This is a genomic window from Persephonella marina EX-H1, assembly GCF_000021565.1.
Lineage (GTDB): Bacteria > Aquificota > Aquificia > Aquificales > Hydrogenothermaceae > Persephonella > Persephonella marina.
In genome coordinates this window covers 1,784,706-1,804,958 of sequence record NC_012440.1, presented here as the reverse complement: position 1 = coordinate 1,804,958, position 20,253 = coordinate 1,784,706, and the positions used below count along the sequence as shown (strand labels likewise).

Annotated in this window: 23 protein-coding genes; 12 read left to right on the top strand and 11 right to left on the bottom strand. The window is 37.0% G+C overall.

Annotated features, from left to right (window positions below):
• Positions 1–25 precede the first annotated feature (25 nt).
• The 9 genes from soxZ (at position 26) to PERMA_RS09350 (ending at position 9,539) form a co-directional block, all read left to right on the top strand.
• Complete coding sequence (soxZ, locus tag PERMA_RS09390; protein WP_015898940.1) at positions 26–355, top strand: thiosulfate oxidation carrier complex protein SoxZ; 330 nt, start codon at positions 26–28, stop codon at positions 353–355.
• 15 nt (positions 356–370) lie between these two features.
• The gene (gene soxA, locus PERMA_RS09385; protein ID WP_012676441.1) at positions 371–1,177 is read left to right on the top strand and encodes a sulfur oxidation c-type cytochrome SoxA; all 807 of its coding nucleotides are present in this window, start codon (positions 371–373) and stop codon (positions 1,175–1,177) included.
• 9 nt (positions 1,178–1,186) lie between these two features.
• Positions 1,187–2,923 carry a thiosulfohydrolase SoxB gene (gene soxB, locus PERMA_RS09380; RefSeq protein WP_012676921.1) on the top strand — a complete coding sequence of 579 codons (1,737 nt, stop codon included), beginning with the start codon at positions 1,187–1,189 and terminating at the stop codon, positions 2,921–2,923.
• On the top strand, positions 2,920–3,453 hold the full coding sequence (locus tag PERMA_RS09375; protein ID WP_012676303.1) for a DUF302 domain-containing protein: 534 nt from the start codon (positions 2,920–2,922) through the stop codon (positions 3,451–3,453). The genes soxB and PERMA_RS09375 overlap by 4 nt, the downstream gene beginning before the upstream one ends.
• A 12-nt stretch (positions 3,454–3,465) precedes the next feature.
• Positions 3,466–4,671, top strand: a complete 1,206-nt coding sequence (locus tag PERMA_RS09370) for a porin (RefSeq protein ID WP_012675683.1) — start codon at positions 3,466–3,468, stop codon at positions 4,669–4,671.
• Positions 4,672–4,684: 13 nt separating this feature from the next.
• Positions 4,685–5,188: a hypothetical protein gene (locus tag PERMA_RS09365; RefSeq protein ID WP_015898895.1), complete on the top strand. Its 504-nt coding sequence runs from the start codon at positions 4,685–4,687 to the stop codon at positions 5,186–5,188.
• Positions 5,189–5,300: 112 nt separating this feature from the next.
• Positions 5,301–7,217, top strand: a complete 1,917-nt coding sequence (locus PERMA_RS09360; protein ID WP_187146665.1) for a TonB-dependent receptor — start codon at positions 5,301–5,303, stop codon at positions 7,215–7,217.
• Positions 7,214–7,672 (top strand): hypothetical protein, encoded by a 459-nt coding sequence (locus PERMA_RS09355; RefSeq protein WP_041530943.1) that lies wholly within the window; start codon positions 7,214–7,216, stop codon positions 7,670–7,672. Before PERMA_RS09360 ends, PERMA_RS09355 begins: the two co-directional genes overlap by 4 nt.
• 1 nt (position 7,673) lies before the next feature.
• On the top strand, positions 7,674–9,539 hold the full coding sequence (locus tag PERMA_RS09350) for an EAL domain-containing protein (RefSeq protein ID WP_012676328.1): 1,866 nt from the start codon (positions 7,674–7,676) through the stop codon (positions 9,537–9,539).
• On the opposite strand, the gene PERMA_RS09345 is transcribed toward PERMA_RS09350, so the two are convergent.
• From PERMA_RS09345 to tgt, 4 genes are read right to left on the bottom strand one after another with little or no spacing between them, the layout of a single operon-like run.
• Complete coding sequence (locus PERMA_RS09345) at positions 9,536–11,011, bottom strand: UDP-N-acetylmuramoyl-L-alanyl-D-glutamate--2,6-diaminopimelate ligase (RefSeq protein ID WP_012675228.1); 1,476 nt, start codon at positions 11,009–11,011, stop codon at positions 9,536–9,538. The genes PERMA_RS09350 and PERMA_RS09345 overlap by 4 nt on opposite strands.
• Positions 11,008–11,928, bottom strand: a complete 921-nt coding sequence (locus PERMA_RS09340) for a histone deacetylase family protein (RefSeq protein WP_012675453.1) — start codon at positions 11,926–11,928, stop codon at positions 11,008–11,010. The genes PERMA_RS09345 and PERMA_RS09340 overlap by 4 nt, the downstream gene beginning before the upstream one ends.
• On the bottom strand, positions 11,925–12,599 hold the full coding sequence (locus PERMA_RS09335) for a LabA-like NYN domain-containing protein (RefSeq protein ID WP_012676114.1): 675 nt from the start codon (positions 12,597–12,599) through the stop codon (positions 11,925–11,927). Before PERMA_RS09335 ends, PERMA_RS09340 begins: the two co-directional genes overlap by 4 nt.
• 40 nt (positions 12,600–12,639) lie before the next feature.
• Positions 12,640–13,776 carry a tRNA guanosine(34) transglycosylase Tgt gene (tgt, locus tag PERMA_RS09330; RefSeq protein ID WP_041530941.1) on the bottom strand — a complete coding sequence of 379 codons (1,137 nt, stop codon included), beginning with the start codon at positions 13,774–13,776 and terminating at the stop codon, positions 12,640–12,642.
• Between the two features lie 114 nt (positions 13,777–13,890).
• On the opposite strand from tgt, the gene PERMA_RS09325 reads away from it, so the two are divergent.
• Entirely contained in the window at positions 13,891–14,301 is a 411-nt protein-coding gene (locus PERMA_RS09325) for a bacteriohemerythrin (protein WP_012676615.1), read from the top strand.
• On the opposite strand, the gene hisS is transcribed toward PERMA_RS09325, so the two are convergent.
• The 5 genes from hisS to PERMA_RS09300 are packed head-to-tail and all read right to left on the bottom strand — an operon-like array spanning position 14,295 to position 17,755.
• Positions 14,295–15,530 (bottom strand): histidine--tRNA ligase, encoded by a 1,236-nt coding sequence (gene hisS / locus PERMA_RS09320; RefSeq protein WP_012675929.1) that lies wholly within the window; start codon positions 15,528–15,530, stop codon positions 14,295–14,297. The genes PERMA_RS09325 and hisS overlap by 7 nt on opposite strands.
• 2 nt (positions 15,531–15,532) lie before the next feature.
• Complete coding sequence (gene thiS, locus PERMA_RS09315; RefSeq protein ID WP_012675221.1) at positions 15,533–15,733, bottom strand: sulfur carrier protein ThiS; 201 nt, start codon at positions 15,731–15,733, stop codon at positions 15,533–15,535.
• 42 nt (positions 15,734–15,775) lie between these two features.
• A complete protein-coding gene (locus PERMA_RS09310; protein WP_012675851.1) occupies positions 15,776–16,546 on the bottom strand; it encodes an enoyl-ACP reductase FabI in 771 nt (256 codons plus the stop codon).
• 9 nt (positions 16,547–16,555) lie between these two features.
• Positions 16,556–17,095 carry a 1,2-dihydroxy-3-keto-5-methylthiopentene dioxygenase gene (locus tag PERMA_RS09305; protein WP_015898891.1) on the bottom strand — a complete coding sequence of 180 codons (540 nt, stop codon included), beginning with the start codon at positions 17,093–17,095 and terminating at the stop codon, positions 16,556–16,558.
• A 12-nt stretch (positions 17,096–17,107) separates the two neighbouring features.
• Positions 17,108–17,755 carry a methylthioribulose 1-phosphate dehydratase gene (locus PERMA_RS09300; RefSeq protein WP_012675373.1) on the bottom strand — a complete coding sequence of 216 codons (648 nt, stop codon included), beginning with the start codon at positions 17,753–17,755 and terminating at the stop codon, positions 17,108–17,110.
• Positions 17,756–17,821: 66 nt separating this feature from the next.
• On the opposite strand from PERMA_RS09300, the gene PERMA_RS10595 reads away from it, so the two are divergent.
• Together PERMA_RS10595 and PERMA_RS09290 are read left to right on the top strand one after the other, a co-directional pair.
• On the top strand, positions 17,822–19,093 hold the full coding sequence (locus PERMA_RS10595; RefSeq protein ID WP_012676208.1) for a GGDEF domain-containing protein: 1,272 nt from the start codon (positions 17,822–17,824) through the stop codon (positions 19,091–19,093).
• A 7-nt stretch (positions 19,094–19,100) separates the two neighbouring features.
• Positions 19,101–19,391 carry a hypothetical protein gene (locus tag PERMA_RS09290; protein ID WP_012675577.1) on the top strand — a complete coding sequence of 97 codons (291 nt, stop codon included), beginning with the start codon at positions 19,101–19,103 and terminating at the stop codon, positions 19,389–19,391.
• A 35-nt stretch (positions 19,392–19,426) separates the two neighbouring features.
• Here PERMA_RS09290 and vapC read toward each other — a convergent pair whose 3' ends face one another.
• Both vapC and PERMA_RS09280 read right to left on the bottom strand, forming a co-directional pair.
• Positions 19,427–19,831, bottom strand: a complete 405-nt coding sequence (vapC, locus tag PERMA_RS09285) for a type II toxin-antitoxin system tRNA(fMet)-specific endonuclease VapC (RefSeq protein ID WP_012676554.1) — start codon at positions 19,829–19,831, stop codon at positions 19,427–19,429.
• The gene (locus PERMA_RS09280) at positions 19,831–20,070 is read right to left on the bottom strand and encodes an antitoxin (protein ID WP_012676882.1); all 240 of its coding nucleotides are present in this window, start codon (positions 20,068–20,070) and stop codon (positions 19,831–19,833) included. Before PERMA_RS09280 ends, vapC begins: the two co-directional genes overlap by 1 nt.
• Positions 20,071–20,253: the final 183 nt, after the last annotated feature.

The window sequence follows — 20,253 nt, the reverse complement described above, 5'->3', positions numbered from 1 at the left end:
TAAAAACTTAAAGGAGGATTAAAAAATGGGAAGAACAGCTTTAATAAAGGTAAAACCAAGAAGATACAAGATGGGAGATATAGTAAGGGTAGACTCAGTTATCATGCATCCTATGCATACAGGACTTGTGAAGGATAAGAAAACAGGAAAGATAATTCCACCTCACTACATAAACAGAGTTGAGGTTTATTACGGGGATGAACTTGTTACATCCCTGGATGTAAACGCATCTGTAAGTGCAAACCCTTACTTCTCTTTCAATCTGAAGGTTGATAAGAAGGCTCCATTAAAGATCATATGGAAGGACAACAAGGGAGAAGTTACAGAGAAAGTCGTAAAAATCAAACCACATTAAACAGGAGGAGAAAAGATGAAAAAGTCTGTAATATTAGGGGCTCTCCTTGTAGGGTCAGCCCTTCTTTTTAATCAGGCTATCTCCAAAGAACCGGGAGAGGCTATATCTGAAGAGGACTGGGCACTTTATCAGGAAGGGATTAATCCCGGTGAGGTGTTTGCTGAAGAGGAAGGTGGAGGACTTTTTGAGAAACCTATGGGTCCTAAAAATCTCTCCTGTGCATCATGCCATGTTAAGGATGGCGAGGTAGAGGAAAGGGTAGCAACAGCGGCAGCTTACTACCCAAAATTTGATAAAGATGCAGGGATGATAATAAACCTTGAACAGAGAATACAGATATGCCAGAGCAAATATCAGGAAGTTAAACCTTTCTCACTTAAAAGTAAAGAAAACACAGCACTGACAACATACCTATACTACCTTGCTCAGGGAACAAAGATAAATGTTGATACAACATCACCTGTTGCAAAGGAGTACTACGATTACGGAAGATATGTATTCACATTGAAAAGAGGAAAGAGAAATCTCTCCTGTCAGGTATGTCACGAGTTTGCAGCAGGAAAGGTTCTGAGAATGCAGTGGCTTAAACCTCTTGGTTTTGAGTATAACGGAATAAAAGGGACAACTGCAGCAGATCACTGGCCAGCCTTCAGGATGACAAAGAACAAGGTTCAGACGCTCCAGCAGAGATTTCAGGGATGTCAGAAACAGGCTGGACAGAAAAAGTTACCGCTGGGATCAAAGGAGATGGTTGCACTTGAACTATACGTAAAATCACTGTCAAATGGTGCAGAACTTAAAACCCCAGGATTAAGAAGATAGGAGGCTGTTATGAATCTCACAAGAAGAGACTTTCTTGAGCTTGCAGCGATAGCTGGAATCTCACTTACAGGTGGTAATGCCCTTGCCCAGCTCAACAGGATTGATCCAGAAGACCTTCTCAGTTTTAAACCTGTTGGAAATGTCACACTTTTACATATATGCGATATGCATGCACACCTTAAACCTCTCTACTGGAGAGAGCCTTCAACACTTATATCTCACCCATCACTTGTAGGAAAGCCAGGATTTCTCTGTGGTAAAGCATATATGGACTACTACGGTGTAAAACCTGACACACTCAGAGCATACTTTGATACCTACATTGATTTCCCGGAACTGGCAGCAAAGTTTGGTAAGATGGGTGGTGCAGCATATATGGCTACAGTTGTAAAGCAGATAATAGCTGAAAGAGGAAGGGATAAGGTTCTTTTTATGGACTCAGGTGATACATGGCAGGGAACAGCTGTGGCACTTTTTACAAAAGGTAAGGCTGTTGTTGATATCCAGAATGCCCTGGGAATAGATGTTATGGTCGGACACTGGGAGTTTACTTACGGGAAAGATAGGGTTCTTGAACTTGTTGAAAATCATCTTAAAGCGGAGTTTATAGCCCAGAATATAGCTGACGAGATGTGGGAAGAGCTGGTTTTTCAGCCATACACAATAAAAGAGGTTGGCGGCGTAAAGATAGGCATAATAGGAAATGCCTTTCCTTACACACCTATAGCAAACCCGAAACAGTTTACTGAAGGATGGACTTTTGGTATACAGCCTGAGAGACTTCAGGGATTTGTTGACGAGCTTAGAAACGATAAAAAGGTGGATCTCGTTGTTCTCCTATCACACGACGGCTTTTCCCTTGATCAGGCACTGGCGAAAATGGTAAACGGGATAGATATAATCTTCAGCGGACACACACACGATCCAGCCCCAAAACCTATATTTGTGAATAACACAATGATAGTTATAGCAGGAAGTCACGGGAAGTATCTGGGAAGACTTGATCTTGAGGTGAAAAATAAAAAGATAAAGAGATGGAACTACAAGCTCATCCCTATAGCCTCAAACTTTATAAAACCTGATCCTGAAGTTGAAAAACTCGTTTCCGATATTTACAAACCTTACGAGAAAAAGCTTAACGAGAAGATTGGCGTTGCACAGCAGCTCCTTTACAAGAGAGATACATTCTACTCAACATTTGACAGGGTTATATGTGAGGCAATTAGGGAAGAAACGGATGCTGAGATAGTATTTACCCCAGGATACAGATGGGGAACAACAGTTCTCCCTGGAGAAGATATAACAGTTGATCATGTTTACGAGATGACAGCCATAACATATCCGGATGTTTACACATTTGAGATGACAGGAGAGAAATTAAAACTGATCCTTGAGGATGTTGCAGATAACGCATTCAACAAGAACCCTCTCTACCAGCAGGGTGGAGATATGAGCAGGCTTTTAGGTGTTGAGTATGAGATAAAGATAGATGCCCCAGCAGGAAAAAGACTGAGAAATATAAAGGTTAACGGAAAAGACCTTGATCCAAAAAGATCATACGTTATATCAGCATGGGGTGGAAATCTTTACAGAGCCGGAAAAAATGTGAGACCAGACCACAGACCTGTTTACGATATAGTTATCGAGTATATAAAGAGACATAAGAATATCAATCCTCCAACTGAATCAAATGTTAAAGTCCTTGATTTCAGATGTGGCTGTCCAAAGGAAGGAGGAATCTGTTGAGACAGTTTTTAAGATTTTTCTTTCTTATAGTTACGATCTCAGGTATCTCCTGCACAGCCCAGATATCCTGGGAGTCTGGAGATCCATGGGACGATGATTACTATGAGGAAAAAAGATACCCGGAGATACCTGATATATACGAAAGATCCGTGTCTATAAGCTTTGAAGAGGCTGATCTTATGATCAGGTCAGCACTTGAGGAGGAGAACTTCAAGATAATAAAGGTTGCCCATGTATCAGAAGGAATGAAAGAACAGGGAAGGACAGATTTCTGGGAAGATATGCATATATACATGGTATGCAAACTTTCAGACGGTTACTTTATTCTGAGACACAACCCACAGCTTGTCGGCTTCTGCCCATACAGAATATACACTTACAGGAATAAGGAAGGAGATCTTGTAATAGGCATGGTAAAACCTTCCCTTGCCGTTAAGTACATGGGGAATCCTGACAGTAAAGCTGTTGAGTTACTTAGAAAACATGATATCCAGCTAAAAAAAATCATTGATGAGATAACATCAAAATAAGGAGGTAGAGATATGAAAAGGTTATCTTTAGCAATCGCTGGTTTAGCTTCATCAGCACTCATTATGAACACAGCATCAGCAGCACCAAAGTTTTACTTTGGAGATGGAAAAGATCTTGAGATATTCCAGATGGTACAGGTTTGGAGTATTTACACTATGGAAAATGATGCTGTAAATCCAAATATGGATGCAAGGAACGATATCTACATCAGAAGGGGAAGACTTGGTGTAAAGGGACACATAAGAAAAGACATAACTTTCAAGGTATGGTTTGCTTACGACAATCTTGGTAAAAATGAGTACACAGCAGGAACAGGAACACCTAATACAACCGCAGGAAAGGGAGATAATGGAACGGAAAACAGAGAGTTTTACATATGGGATGCAATATGGACATGGCATCTTGATAAGGAATGGGCAAATATCTCAATAGGATACTTCAGACCTCAGGTAGGAAAGGAAAGTATAACAACAGCTTTCAAGGTTATATCATTCCAGAAATCACTGCCAAACTTTGATTTCAGAAAGCATATAGTAGGTAGAGGACCTGGAAGGGAAACAGGTATAAATATCGGCGGATTAAAACTTGGAAAGGGATGGAGCGTAAACTACAACGTGGGTATATTTGATACTAACCATCAGAAGATCGTAGGTAACGGAACAGGATCAAAACAGCCTACAGTTGGTGATGGTGAAAAATGGTCACCGATGTACGCTGTAAGAGTAGCATTTACCATCGGTGACCCAGAGATGAAGAAATACAAAATGGGCTACACACAAACATATTACGGCAAAAGAAATGGAACAACAATAGGTCTTAACTACACATACCAGGGTAAAACAGATATATTTGACAAGAACGGTATATACGCTGTTGATATTCTATCAAACTACGGACCTGTTGATTTTAATGCTGAGTACGACTGGCTCTACAGAGAAAAGGGAAATCAGGACTCCACAGACACGATCTGGTCTGTTAAGCTCGGTTACAACATAAAACTTGAAAACGGCCAGATAATACAGCCATCAATAATGGCATCAAAGGAAGATGCTGATACAAACACACTCGGTGTAGCTTCTGATAAAGAGGTTTACGATGTTGGTATTAACTACCTTATCAACAAAAACAAGCTAAAGTTAAACCTCCACTATGTATGGGGTAAAAATAAAAGTAAAGATTTCTCATATGTAGGTTTAGGATTCCAGTTTATATACTAAGTAGGAGGATGTTATGAATATAAAAAGATTTTTTTCAGTTGTGATAGGTGCGTTGATCGCTCTACAGCTTTATGCCAGTGCAGAAGTAGTAAAAAGCTCGTCTGGAGACGGGCTTGTTATCTACAGGGTTGAGATGGATGCTGATGAGGTTATTCAGCTGTTGAAAGCCAACCTGGAGGCTCAGCAGATAACCCTTGTTGATACAACAAACCCTACTGCACCCCTATCAAACAACATCAAGATATTTCCGGACTTTGACAAGCTGAATATCTCCTACATACAGAACTTCCTCGTAACCAGTATGACCACACTGTACAAGATATTTACAGTTGATCCGAACGCGATGGTACTCTCACCATGGGTTATATCCATATACCAGTATGAGGATGACGACTACACCTACATAGTAAGGACCAAATCATCTGAACTTCTAAAAAACAGTAAACACAAACAGGTTATTGAAGCTGTAAAAGAGCTTGAAGGCAGAATAGATTCAGCTATACAGGAACTTTTATAACCTCCCCCTTTCCCCCAGACCCCTAGGCAGCTTTCTCTGCTGCCTCCCTTTTAAAGAAATATGGTCTACTGAACGATAATTTAATAATCAGGATTTTTAGCTAAAGGTTAATATGATGCAGAAGTTTTTTATGACATTATTTTCTATTCTGACATTGTCTCTTCTTTCCTATGGTGAGGATCTGAGATCGCTCTTAAAAAAATATGAGGAGGAGGCAGATCTTTCAAACAAAACAAAGAAAGAGAGTCTTGGACATGTTATCGTATTCACCAGGAAGGATCTTGAAATTATGCAGGCTTACACTTTAGGAGATATCCTCCGTTCATTTCCACTTACAAACTTCCTTCTTAACAGATTTGGTATAAAGAGTATGGGATTACCTGGAACAGCCCCATCAATCCCGATTATTTACAGACTTTATATAGATGACCATGAGGTCAGTTCAATTCATACTTCAAGCCCGTTTCTTATTTATGATGACTACCCCCTTGATAATATAGACCATGTAGAGATATACTGCTCACTTGGTGCGATATCTGTATCAAACCAGCCTTCACAGATGATAATCAAGATGTACACCAAGGATCCAAAAAGGGAAAATATAACAAAGGGTAGACTCTCTTTAGACACGAAAAAGAGTTTTACAGTTAATTTTTTAAAAGCAGAACAGTTAAATGAAAACAGTTCTCTACTCCTGATGTTAAACAGATCCAATATGAATTATGGATCTCCAACGATTAACAACCAGAAATTAGATAGAGATCAGAAAAGAACACATCTTTTCATAAAATACATATACTACAACTCTTTAATTGAGTTTTCCTTTTCTGACGTAAAAAGAGGTATCCTTTCAGGTTTTTCTTCTGATGCAGCTCCTGATTATGGAAAAATTAGATCCCAGGATGCATACCTGGCATTTTCTCAAAAACTGCTCAGTGATAGATCATTAAAACTTTTTGTATCTTACGACTTTAATAGCAGAAAATATGTGGAAGACAACAGTTATCTGGACGGTGGTATAGATTTTACTCCTGCTGTAATCCCATCCGATACTTTAATTTACTATAAGGAAAGTAGAAAGTTCCACAAATACTCCCTTACACTGGAAAAAACATTTACTACAAAAAGGAATAAACTTCTAACCGGACTGTTTCTTAAATACCACAATCAAGAGCTAGATGATCTTAATCTTGTCTATCAGTCTGGTTATACAGATAAAAAAGATCTTTTTCATGTGAAATTTTACAGGAATCTATCAGGATACATAGAAGACAGCTACAGTATAACAGATAGAAATCTCATTATCGGGGGTATCAGATATGATATCCATAAATACTCCCACTTAAAAAATCATGAAAAAATCAACCTCAGAGCAGGTTTTGTCTCATTCATAAGTAAGAAACTTGTTTTAAAAGGATTTATTTCTCGTTTCAACATAATACCTTCAATGTACAACCTTGAACTGGCAAAGGACAACTACCTTGATGATATGGATGTTAACGTATTAACTCTTGAGATGAGGTACATCAGGAAAAACAGCATTCTCAAATTCTATTACAAACGGTGTAATGTTGAAAAAAGATTCACAACAGATCCTGTAACAGGAAGACTCGTTAACAGGCAGGGAACAGAACGATTCAATGTTTTCTCTATAAGGTATATACACAACTTAAATTTTTACAACAAGTTAGAGTTTAACATCTGGTTGACAGATAACGATATCCCACAGAGATTTTCACCTCAGGAAGGTGGATACCTGAAATTATTTACCGAGTATAAAAGATTCCAGATGTACAACGAACTTATATATAGAGGAAGTTATGAACCTTATGGGATAAAAATATCAGAAAGGTTTGATCTGAATATTGCATTTTCATATAGATTTCCTTATGACTGGTATGTAAAAATAAAAGGTGAAAACCTTTTAAACAGAGCAGAAAAGGTAGGATACATGAATGTATATGGAGAGAAAGGAACTATTCCTGTTTATGACAGGAAAATAATATTAACTGTAGAGAAAGCATTTTGAAGAAAGTTTTATTTATCTTTCTAGCATTGATATACGTTAATACATCACTCGCAGAGCATCTTGAAGTATATAAAATGTATGAGATTAAAATACTTTCAAAACTTGTGAAGGATGTGACCAGGATAAAAAATCCAAAAGTTTATTTTATCGGACTTGACAGGGAAGAGATAAAAGTTTTCAAAAAGTATACAAATATAAAAGTAACATTATCAATTAAAGATGCAGACTTTGTATTTGTAAAAAACCTGAGAAGGCCTTTAAAGATAAATAAACCTGTATTCTCTCTTGATTTTAAATCTCTAAAATACTGTAAGAACTGCTTCGGGGTTTTTTCCTGGAGGAATGGAAGGCCAATGCTTATCATTTTCAAAGAGGTGATAAATTCCCTGAAAATCCATCTTCCTGAAGACTATGACTACTTCATTGACAGTAAAAAATACATATTAAGTGGTTAAGATGTTAGCAGGCAGGAAGAAAAATATCATTTTCTTGGCAACATTTTTACTTATATCTCTCGCTGTGTACAGTTACATATACTTCACCCTTCCTATTTTACAGCGTAAGATAGAAAACAGAATAATTAAATATTCCGTTGAGAACGTTATATACTCAGTCAGGAGACTTATTAAGGAAAATACAGATCATGATGGATTTATTGAATCTATGCTAAAAGATGCCTCCTTCAGAAAGAAGATCAGAGAAAAGCTACAGTTATTCATAACAGATAAGCTAAAACATATATTTATCGTATATAAAGATGACAATGGGAAGTACAGATATATAGTTGATGTATCTACAGAAGAGGACGTTTTTAACTTTCTTTTCATCCCCCTGAAGGAGGAAAAGAACATACTTGATTTTGTTTATAAAAACAAAAAACCACAGTACGTTATACATAAGGACATTAATACTATCGGTATAACATACTTTGAACCTGTAATAAAGGAAGGAAAGGTTACAGGAACTGTAATTATAGATTTTTCACTTAAAGCATTAAAGGAGATAGAAGATCTTGTTGGAAGTATAAAAGCGGGAGTCCTTGGTCTTGCAACATTTACAGTTATAACACTATTTTTTATATTCTACTATTTTATAAAAAGCTTCATCCTGAAGCAGAGAGCCTACACAGACAGTCTGACAGGTGTGTTCAACAGGAACTACCTCGAGGAGATAACAGATGTTATTGATCTTAAAGACTACATAGTCATGCTCGTTGATATAGATCACTTTAAGAGAATAAATGATACCTACGGTCATGAGATTGGTGATAGAGTACTTTCTAAGTTCGCTGAACTTATAAAACAGAACCTTAGAAGAGATGATATTATCATCCGGTATGGTGGTGAGGAGTTCTTAGTTCTTCTCAAAAACTACAGAAAACAGAAAAAGGACAGTCTGAAAGTGGCAGAAAGACTGATGGACACAATTGAGAATACCGAGTTCAGCGGTATAAGGATAACAGTATCAATAGGTATCAACATGGATACGGATAAATCAAGAAATCTTACAGATGCTATTAAAAAGGCTGACACAGCTCTATATAAAGCAAAAAGGGAGGGAAGAAACAGGATTGAGATATTTACGGAGGCAAAAGATGACAGCGATATCTCCCTATCACAGCTTAAAGAGATCATTGAGAACGGTCAGGTTATCTGCCACTACCAGCCAGTTGTTAATCTGAAGTCAAAGGAGCCTATCTACTACGAAGCCCTGGCAAGGATAGTTCATAAAGATAAAATACTACCACCAGCAAAATATATAGACCAGATAAAAGGAACATTCCTATACTCAAAATTTACAAAAAATGTTATAGAGTACAACCTAAAAACATTGGAAAGGTACCCACTTGTAAATATAAGTATAAATCTGGCCCCGACAGACTTTTTAAATGAGAGTATACTTAACATACTTATGGAGATAGATGATATATACGTAAAAAGGATAAAGCTTGAAGTTATTGAAACAGAAGATATAACAGATTACGAATCTTTAAAAGAGAACATAGAAAAGCTGAGCAGAAAAGGGTACGAGATCGCCCTTGATGATTTTGGTAGAGGATACATAAACTTTTACTACCTTACAGAGATAAAATCAAAATATCTAAAAATAGATGGATCTGTAATAAAGAACATTCCCAAAAAAGATCAGTACTGTAAGATAGTGAAAAACCTGGTTAATTACTGTAAGGATACAAACAAAATAGCTATAGCTGAGTTTGTTGAAAATAAGGAGATATACTTAAAGCTTTTAGAGTTAGGATTTGAGTATGGACAGGGATATTACTTCTCAAAACCTGGACCTGCAGAGAAGATGTTCAGTTAACCATCTCTGAATCCAAGATATTTCTTGGCAACATCAAGATCATCAAAGTAATAGGTTTTATCCCCTATTATCTGGTATGTCTCATGTCCTTTTCCTGCTATAAGAACTATATCATCCTTCCTTGCTATCTCAATAGCCTTTTTTATAGCCTCTTCCCTGTCTATTATCTCGTAAATCTCCTTTTCCATCTTCATACCTGATTTTATATCCTCTATTATCCTTGAAGGATCTTCAGATCTTGGGTTGTCAGATGTAAGGATTATTATATCTGCAAGCTCCTCAGCTATCTTACCCATCAAAGGTCTTTTACCTCTATCCCTGTCTCCACCTGCTCCAAAAACTATGATTATCCTGTTCTTTTTTATCTGGTTTAGGCTCATAAGTATCTTTTCTATAGCGTCAGGTGTGTGTGCATAATCATTAACAACGAGAAAATCTTTCTCTACAGTCTCAAATCTGCCCCTTATAGGCTTCAGCTTCTCAGTGGCGTGATGTAAAAAATCAATATCAAATCCCGATCTGAGAAGGTAGGAGAACGCCGCCGCTATATTGTATATATTGAACTCCCCTTTTAGATCTGATTTTACCCTTCTTTTTATTCCGTTATACTCATAGCAGAATGAGACACCTTTCATATCAACAACAAAATCTGAAACTCTGAACTGGGCATTCTTATCCCTTCCATAGCTTATAGTGTTCATACAGCTTTTGAAATCCTGATAGATCCTCCTTCCGTAATGATCATCAATATTTGTTGATATAACCCCTTCAGGGTTTGTCATTTTAATATAATCAAAAAAACTCTTCTTTGTCTGGAAGTAATTTTCCATATCTCTGTGGTAGTCAAGATGATCCTGTGTAAGATTTGTAAATATACCGCCGTGAAATACAGTTCCGTAAACCCTGTACTGATCTACAGCGTGTGAGGAAACTTCAGCAACAACATAATCTGCTCCCCTGTCTCTCATCTCACTCAAAAGGTAAAACCACTCAATAGAGTCAGGTGTTGTCCTCCCTGATGCAAATATCTTTTCCCTGTACTTGTAATGTATAGTTCCTATAATTCCTGTATTTTTACCTGCAAGCTCAAGGTACTGTAGAAGCAGGTTTGTTACTGTTGTCTTACCATTCGTTCCTGTAACACCAATAACCTTCAGCTTTTCTGATGGATGATCATAAAACCTGTTTGATACCTCTGCCTGAGTTTTCCTTATATTATCCGATATAACAAATGTGACATCAGGATACTTCTTACTGTAGTACTCTGCCTTTTTCCTGTCAGATAAGACAACAGCAGAGGCTCCATTTCTTATGGCATCCTCAATAAACTGATGTCCATCTATCTTTGTTCCCTTTATAGCAAAGAAAACAGACCCTTTTTTAACCTTTTTTGAGTTGTTTGTCAGATGGGAAACTTTCTCAGAACTTCCTCTATGAAAGATATCTTCAAAAAGATCATCTATCCTTTTCATACAGTTAACATCTTCTTAACTGTGATTAATGCACTCTTACCAAGAGCCTGAAGATTGTAACCTCCTTCAAGCATAAATATAAAGGGGCTATCTGATGTTTTCAGTATATTCTCTACGATCTTCCCTATACCTTCAGTTGTTACCTCAAGATGTGTGAGAGGATCATCTATATGAAGGTCATAACCTGCAGACACAAGAACCATATCAGGCCTGAAATGGTAAACAAGATCTGGAAGCATCATGGAGTATATATCCTCGTATGTTTCATCACCTGTTCCTGCAGGAAGGGGAACATTGTATGTGAAACCTAAACCCTTCCCTACACCTTTCTCCTCTGCTGAGCCTGTCCCGGGATAAAAAGGATACTGGTGTGTGGAAAAGTAAAAAACTGTATCATCATCATAAAAAGCCTTCTGTGTTCCATTTCCGTGGTGTGCATCAAAATCTATAATAAATATCTTCTCATAACCTTTTTTCTGGGCGTATCTTGCTGTAATTGCCACATTGTTAAATATGCAGAAACCCATAGCCTTTGAAAATTCAGCATGATGTCCCGGTGGTCTCACATTCGCAAAAACCCTCTCAACCTTACCTTCCATTATACTGTCAACAGCCTCAAGTCCTGCACCAACAGCGTAAACAGCAGCCTCGTAGGAGAATATAGAACATCTCGTATCAGGATCAAGATACGTCCCACCTGCTGAACAGAGATCCATTATCTCCTGAGGATAGTATGTGTCGTGTACCAGTGTTATCTCCTTAGCTGATGCCCTTCTCGGCTTTATCTCAACAAGATCTTTCTTTATCTCATCTATATAACTGTCAATAGTTGAGACTCTTTCAGGTCTTTCAGGATGACCCTCACCTGTGTCATGTTTTAGATAAACGGGATCGTAAATATATCCTACCTTTCTCATCTCTTCCTTCCTTTTTCCTTTTTAATTATTTTAGAGAAAAACTCTTTTATCCTGTCTATAAATCTTACCTCAGGTGGTTTTTCTATCTTCTCAGGATAAAGTGGTGTTGTAAATCTGTGTTTTATATTATCTAAAAGTATAAACTCATCACAGACCTTTCTAAGCTCATAGGAGCTTGTTCTTTTGAACGAGGCATTCTCAACCCTTTTACCAAGCTCCTGTATCTCCTTAACAACAGGAACATAATCACTGTCCCCACTTACAAGTATAGCTGTATCATAAGCATTTCTGAAGGCAAGGCTTACCATATCTGTAGCAAGAAGTATATCTATACCTTTCTCTATATACCCTTCAGGCGTTTTCTTCAAAGGCATCGTCTTTACTTTTATCCCTAAATTCTGGAGCTCATTTAAAAATCCCTGCTGTTTTCTTAGCTGCTCTCTTACATCCCTCGGAAGGTCACCAGAAGGAATTCCTGTGTAAAAATAAGCTCTCAAAAGCCATCTATCTTTCCTGAGAATATCAATCAGCTTTTTGTAGTTAATCTTTATCTGCATATAGTTACAGGCGTGGAACATATTTCCACCATCTATAAATATGGCAACCTTCTCATTTGGATATCTGTAAACGACCTTTACGTCAGATCTCTTCTTCCTAAACAGTCTCAACATATTCCTTACCTTTTTTCTTTTTAATATAGTCCAGTGATTTTTATTTAACTACACTCTGTTTATCATAAAACTCCTTTTTAAACTGTTTAAACCTTCCTTTCCTTATAGAATCTCTTATCTTCTCCATAAGTAAACTGTAGTATCTAAGGTTATGAATAGTCCCAAGTATCATACCTGTTATCTCTTCAGCGTTGTAAAGATGTCTCAGATAACCTCTACTGAAATTTCTGCATGTATAACAGTCACATTCAGGATCAACAGGATCATCACTCAGCCTGTGTTTTGCAGCCTTTATATTCAACCTTCCGTAGTGAGTAAAAAGTGTTCCATTCCTTGCATTCCTTGTAGGCATAACACAATCAAACATATCAACACCTTTATCAACACTCTCCACAATATTTTCAGGTGTTCCAACACCCATAAGGTATCTCGGTCTGTTCTCTGGAAGTATCTCAACAACTATCTGTGTCATCTCATACATAAACTCAGCAGGCTCACCTACAGAAAGACCTCCTATAGAGTAACCATCCATTTCCATCTCTACAGTCTTTAATGCACTCTCCCTTCTGAGATCAGGGTATGTTGATCCCTGAACAATACCAAAAAGGGCCTGACCGTTATCTTTTTTTGCCTTCTTTGATCTTTCAAGCCATCTGATAGTTTTTTCAACAGCATCCCTTGCTGTTGTATGGCTTACAGGATATGGGGGACATACATCAAGGGGCATGATTATATCACTTCCTATTATCTCCTGTATCTGGATCACAAGCTCAGGTGTGAAAAAATGCCATGATCCGTCAAGATGTGATCTGAACTTTACACCTTCTTCAGTCAGTATAACCTCAGTTTTATGTTTTCCCTGAACGTTCTTCTCCTTAGCAAGTGAGAAAACCTGAAACCCACCACTGTCAGTAAGGATGGGAAGATCCCAGTTCATAAATCTGTGAAGTCCACCGAAATGTTTTAAAACATCAACTCCAGGTCTCAGATAAAGATGGTAAGTATTTCCAAGTATTATCTGGGGTTTTGTTGATAAAAGCTGATCCTTCGTTACGGCTTTAACAGTTCCCTGTGTTCCAACAGGCATGAAAACAGGTGTTTCTATCTCACCATGTGAAGTAAAAATCCTTCCAAGTCTTGCATCTCCATCCTTCTTTATAAGCTCAAATTTAAACAGTTGAACTCCTCCTGATGAAAGTAATTACTACAAATTATTGACTTTAATTTTCAGTATCAATAATTTTAGTTATAACACGATAATTAATATTATAACTCTATATGAGGTGTGAATATGATTCTGATTGAGTGGAATAAGGAGCTTGAACTCGGTATCCCAGAGATAGACAAACAGCATAAAAAACTTGTTGATATGCTTAATAATTTCTATACTGAACTTGAAGAGGGACATAAAAGAGAAGCAGTAGAAGAGTTTTTAAAGGAACTTGAGGAGTATCTTGCCTATCATCTTGATTTTGAAGAGAAATTTATGGAGGAGATAGGATTCCCTGAACTTGACAACCATAAAAAAACACACGAGATGTTCAAAAAACTGTACGCAGAAGAAAAGGAAAGGTATATGCAGGGAGATGAAAAAGCCTTAAGGGAGATTATAGCATTTGCCTTCTCATGGCTATTTTCCCACATCATGAAAACTGACAGGAAGTATGCAAAATATATTCAGGAAAAAGAGAACACTCAGTAAGATACTCTACCTTTCAGAACCTCAATAAGATCATCTATATTATCAAATGCTTCCTGTTCTCCTGTCCCCATATCTTTCAGCTCAGGTTTTTCAGAAACAAAGATCACAAATTTCCCTTTTATCTTGTTTGCAAGTTTCATTCTTGATTTAAGACTTCCTTCCTTAAGGACAAGCTCCGTTTTTATACCTGATTCTCTCAGTTTTTCTGCTGTTTTCAATGCTTCAAGATTAAAATCTGATATTACGGGAATTACAACAACAACAGACCTTTCTTCAGGAAGTTCTTCAAGTAAAAGCATCAGTCTTTCTATTCCAGCTGCAAATCCAAGCGCAGGTGTGTCAGGACCTCCAAGCTGTTTAACAAGAGTGTCGTATCTTCCTCCTGCAGCCACAGTTCCCTGAGCACCTATCTTATCTGTTATAAACTCAAAAACCGTATCCGTATAGTAGTCAAGACCCCTAACAAGTCTTGGATTTACTTTGTAATCTATGCCTAGGCCTGTAAGATACTCCTTTAATTTTTCAAACCTCTCAGCACTTTTCTCTGAAAGGAAATCAAGTATAACAGGGGCATCTTCTGTTGCTCTCTTACATTCTTCAACCTTACAGTCCAGAACCCTTAATGGGTTCCTCTCTATCCTTTTCCTGCAGTCATCACACAGAAGTTCCTCCCTTTCCTTAAGGAAAACTTTGAGCTTCTCCACATAAAGTTTCCTGCTATCAAAATCACCGAGACTGTTTATCTCAAGTCTCACATCTATTCTTAGACTGTCAAGTATATCCTTTACCATCTTTATAAGCTCAGCATCAGCTAAAGGTGTATCAACACCGAATATCTCTGCCCCTATCTGGTGAAACTGTCTGTATCTACCTGCCTGAGGTCTCTCATACCTGAACATAGCCCCTTCATAAAAAAGCTTCTGGTATCCACCTTTAGCGTAAAGCCCTTCCTCAATATACGCTCTCACAGCAGATGCTGTTCCCTCAGGTCTGAGAGCTACCTTTCTTCCTCCCCTATCCTCAAAAACATACATCTCCTTTTGGACTATATCTGTCTCTTCCCCAACTGATCTTATAAATAGGGAGACATCCTCAACGTAAGGGAGTATTATCTCCTCAAAGTTGTATCTCTCAAAGACTTCCCTTGCTTTATCTACAACATACCTGTATTTTTTTGCGTTTTCCCCGTATATATCCTGAAAACCTCTAACCTTCCTGAGCTGAGACAATATTAACCTCCACCTACAAATGTAACGATCTCTACCTTATCTCCATCCTTTATCTTATAGCTGTCGTACTCACTTTTTGGTATAACCTCCATACCTACAGCAACAGCATAATTAGGTGCTTTTATACCTAACTTTTCTACAAGTTCTTTTATTGTAAGCTCTCTATCAAACTCTCTCTCTTCTCCATTTATAATAACCTTCATTACATTACCTCTTAAACAGGATTTATAAAAATATATTCCTGTTTACATCCCTATAATATGATATCCAGCATCAACATAAAGTATTTCTCCTGTTACACCGGTCCCCAAGTCTGAACACAGGAATAGAGCCGCCTTTCCTACCTCATCAATTGTTACAGACTTTTTAAGAGGTGCTCTTTCCTCAGCAGTTTTGAGTATATGACTGAACTGGTCTATACCTGATGCGGCAAGTGTTTTTATAGGTCCAGCAGATATAGCGTTAACCCTTATCTTTTTCAGTTCCCCAAGATCCCTCGCAAGATACTTTACAGAAGCTTCCAAAGCAGCCTTTGCAACACCCATAACATTGTAGTTGTATACAACCTTCTCTGCCCCATAGTATGAGAGGGTTAAAAGGCTACCTCCCTCATTCATAATAGGTAAAAACTCCCTCGCTATAGCTGTAAACGAGTAAACGCTAATATCCATAGCCTGTAAAAAAGACTGTCTATCCACCCTGTAGTAGTAGCCTTCAAGATACTCTTTGTTAGCATATGCTATGGAATGAACGATAATATCAACAGATCCCCATTTCTCCTTTACAGCCTTTACAAGATTATCTATATCATCATCAGATGATACATCACATTTCACGACGAGATCTGATCCAAACTCCTCAGCTATAGGTCTCACCCTTTTCTCTATCTTCTCATTAAGATAGTTAAAACCAAGCTCAGCTCCTTCCTGATGGAAATTCTTTGCTATCCCGTAAGCGATACTTTTATTATTTGCAACGCCGAGGATTAACGCCTTTTTTCCTTCTAATAAACCCATTTACACCTCCTAATCATTCATTGTTGCCTTTTCATTCTCGTTGTATATAGCTTCCCATCCTGCTGGTGTTTTGAAAACCCTTATACATTTGATCTTCTTATTCTCATCAAGCTCAAACCAGTGTCTCGCCCCTGCAGGAACAACTATAAGATCACCTGGTCCGACATGTATCTCAACAACTCTTCCCTCTATCTTAACAGGAAATATACCGCTTCCATCAACAACAAATCTGACCTCATCATCTGTGTGGTGGTGTTCCCTTTTAAACTTTGCCATAAGATCATCCAGATTTGGTGTCTTCTCAGAAAGAACAACTATATCCTCAGTTATGTATCCCTTTTCTTTTTTCAGTCTTTCAAGCTCTTCCCTGTATGCATCTATTATCTGCTGCTGTTCTTCAGGGGTTAAATCATAGTTAGTTCTCAGGTTCTCTGGTAGTCTGTCAACACCCCATTTTTCATAAGTTACACCATACTGTGCTAAAAACTCCTTAACAGCCTCAGCCCCTTCTATAGTCTCACCTGTATCTCTAAAAACGATTTTTGGCATACCGCTTACCTCCTAAAATATATCTTTACAGCCTTTAAAAATAATCATATTCCTCATGTATTCAAAGATAAACTCAAAGGCCTCTACATGTCTTTTAGCCTCAAACTCATCTCTTCCCCATGCATAAATCCCGTGATTTCTTATCAGAAGTCCAGGTACTTCAGGATTAATGGATTTACCTGCCTCTTCTGCAAGTCTGTCAAGATCAAAAAAGTTCTCAATGATAGGGACTTTTATAAATGCATCCTCCTTCCATATATCAAGTGCTTTTATCATCTCCATATCTTTAATAGGAACATAACCATCTTCAAAGTATAACTGGGAGATAAAGTTATTATTCACAGTATGTATATGTATCACACATCCAGCATCTGTTCTCTGGTATATCTGTGAGTGAACTTTTGTTTCAGCTGAAGGTTTGAGTTTTGTTTTTTCTATGGGTTTTGCATCTTTATCAACAAATATAACATCCTCATGTGTAACGGTTCCTTTATCTTTTCCACTGCTTGTGATAGCAAAATATAGAGGATCATCATGAAGTTTGTAAGAAAGATTACCGCTTGTGGCAGGAAACCATCCCCTATTGTAAAGCTTTACCTTTATATCATTCAGTATGTTAACAGCTTTTTGTTTCTCTTCCTGATAAAGTCTGTACGGCATACCTCTCCTCTAAAACTGTTTGAATTTTATATTTTATCAATATATATTAAAAATGGGAATGGTATTATGGATAAAAAGATATTTAAAGATATTATAAAAAAAGCTTATGAAAATTTTATATCTGAACTTGTAGATGATCCATATTTAAAGAAATTCTTTGAAAATCGCAGTATTGAAAAGATAAAAGAAAACCAGATAAAAAGTTTTCTGACCTCATTAGATGAAAATGAGGAAGAACTTAGAGATAGGTACATAAATCTCGGTAAATTTCATTACAGTCTGAACCTTCCTTATGTTGAGTTTTTCTCATCTATAGAAAAACTACAGAAGCATATTATTATTACCCTCACAAAAGAAGGCTTGGCAACTCCAGAGATAATAACGGAATTTTTTATATTTTTTGAGAGAATAAAAGATTTTTCAGCCCTTGGCTATCTTTTCTCAATTATAGAGGATGACAGAGTTATTATAAAAAAAGAGATAGAAAAAAAGATAAAGAGGCAGTTCCAGGAAAAATTTATAAAAGAACATCTTATATGGTTTTTCGATCTAACCTCAGATATTCAAAATCTAAGGGAAAAACCATCAATAGAAATAGATGAGAACAGGTGTAAAATCAAAGAGCTGCTTGATCCCGAAAATGTAAAAGTACTATTAGAGGACAGCAAAGATATTGAACAGTTAAGGTTCGTCCACACCACTATTCACGAAAACGCAAAAGAGATATATGCGAGTATAAAAAAGAAGGAGTATCTTAAACTCCTTGAGGCGTATATATCCCTCGTTAAAAATGTTCTGTCAATGATAAGTATATTTACAGTAGCTATTGCAAGGGAAAACATAGAAAAATCAAGAAGAGATCCCCTTACTGATCTTTTAAACAGAACAGTTATGGATATGATAATAGCAAGAACAATAGAGATATCAAAGATATCTGAAACTCCCTTCTCAATAGCCATGCTTGATGTGGATAACTTTAAGAGGATAAACGATACATACGGTCATATTGTGGGAGACTGTGTTTTAAAGGAGATAGCAAAGATAATAAAGAAATCACTCAGAAAGTCTGATTTTGTTTTCAGATACGGTGGTGAGGAGTTCTTAGTTTTACTTCCATCAACAGACAGTAAACATGCTTACAGAATAATGGAAAGAACGAGGAAAAATATAGAAAAAGCCAGCATAAAATGCGACAGCCATAAAATTAATGTGACCATAAGCATAGGACTGATCACGGTCTATCCTGATGAGACATTAAATATTAAACAGATCATACAAAAGGCCGATCAGAACCTTTATACTGCAAAAAAGAAAGGCAAAAATTTAGTTATAGCGTGAGGTAGGTATGGAAAAGGAGCTTTACGGTACACTTACTATGTATGGAGATCCTGAACTTGAGGTTGTTGATGAGCTTAGACTTGCCATCCATGACTCAAAAGGTGATCTGATCTTCGCAACATACTGGGAAACTTCCGTGATGGAAAAGGAAGACATAATAAAATCTATAAACGTTCTGTGCAGTCAATACGGAATAAAGGAACTTCACACAATAGAGGATATCCTTCCTCCAGAGTTTGAGGAAGTTGATGGACAGAAACTGAGAATTTTCAGAACAAAGATAAGGGAAAACCAGTAAACTTCTTAAACCAATCTTTCAGCTCCTCAGTTTTTTTACTTTGTCCAATCTTCTATTTTTAGACCTTCTACTCTTGAGAACTCTTCTATGTTGTTTGTAACCAGGATAGCATTTATAGATCTTGCGTGGGCAGCTATCTGAAGGTCATAAGCACCGATAACAATACCTTTCTTTTCCAGAAAAGACCTTATTTTTCCATATTCTTCAGCTGCACTTAAATCGAACGGTAAAACCTCAAAGAAATCAATGAACGTTTTTACAGTATCTATCAGTTTCGGGCTTCCTATTTTATAAGCTCCATACAGAAGTTCTGATGCAACAATACTTGACAGTACAACTTTATTATTATTTATATCAATTATTTTTAGTTTTTCTTTTACAGTTAGAGGTCTTTCTCTAATTATGAAACTACATATATTTGTATCAAGCATATAGATCATTAGAACAACTCTCTTTCTTGAGGTTCTGGCTGATTTCTGTTTTTAAGAAAATCCTTCCTTTCCATCTCGTCCAGTTCCTCTAATATCTCAAATAGTACATCCCACTTCTCTTTTTCAGGGAATATGACCAGTTTATTGTCATACTTTGTAATGTAAACCTCTTCAGCATTTATATGATAGCCTTTAGGTATTCTCACCGCTAAGGAGTTTCCGCTTTTAAAGATTTTTGTCTTTTTCACTTTACATCACCTCTACATCTGTATCTACTTTAAAGTATATACATTGAGTTAGGAATGCAACTTTCTTACTGTCTATCATAAATCTCTCAAGCTTTTCAGCGGATCTATCTGTTTTTAGTATTCCCTAAGCTCATCCAGTGAGCCTTCAGCTTTTGCTTTATATAATATCAGTTTCAAATTAAA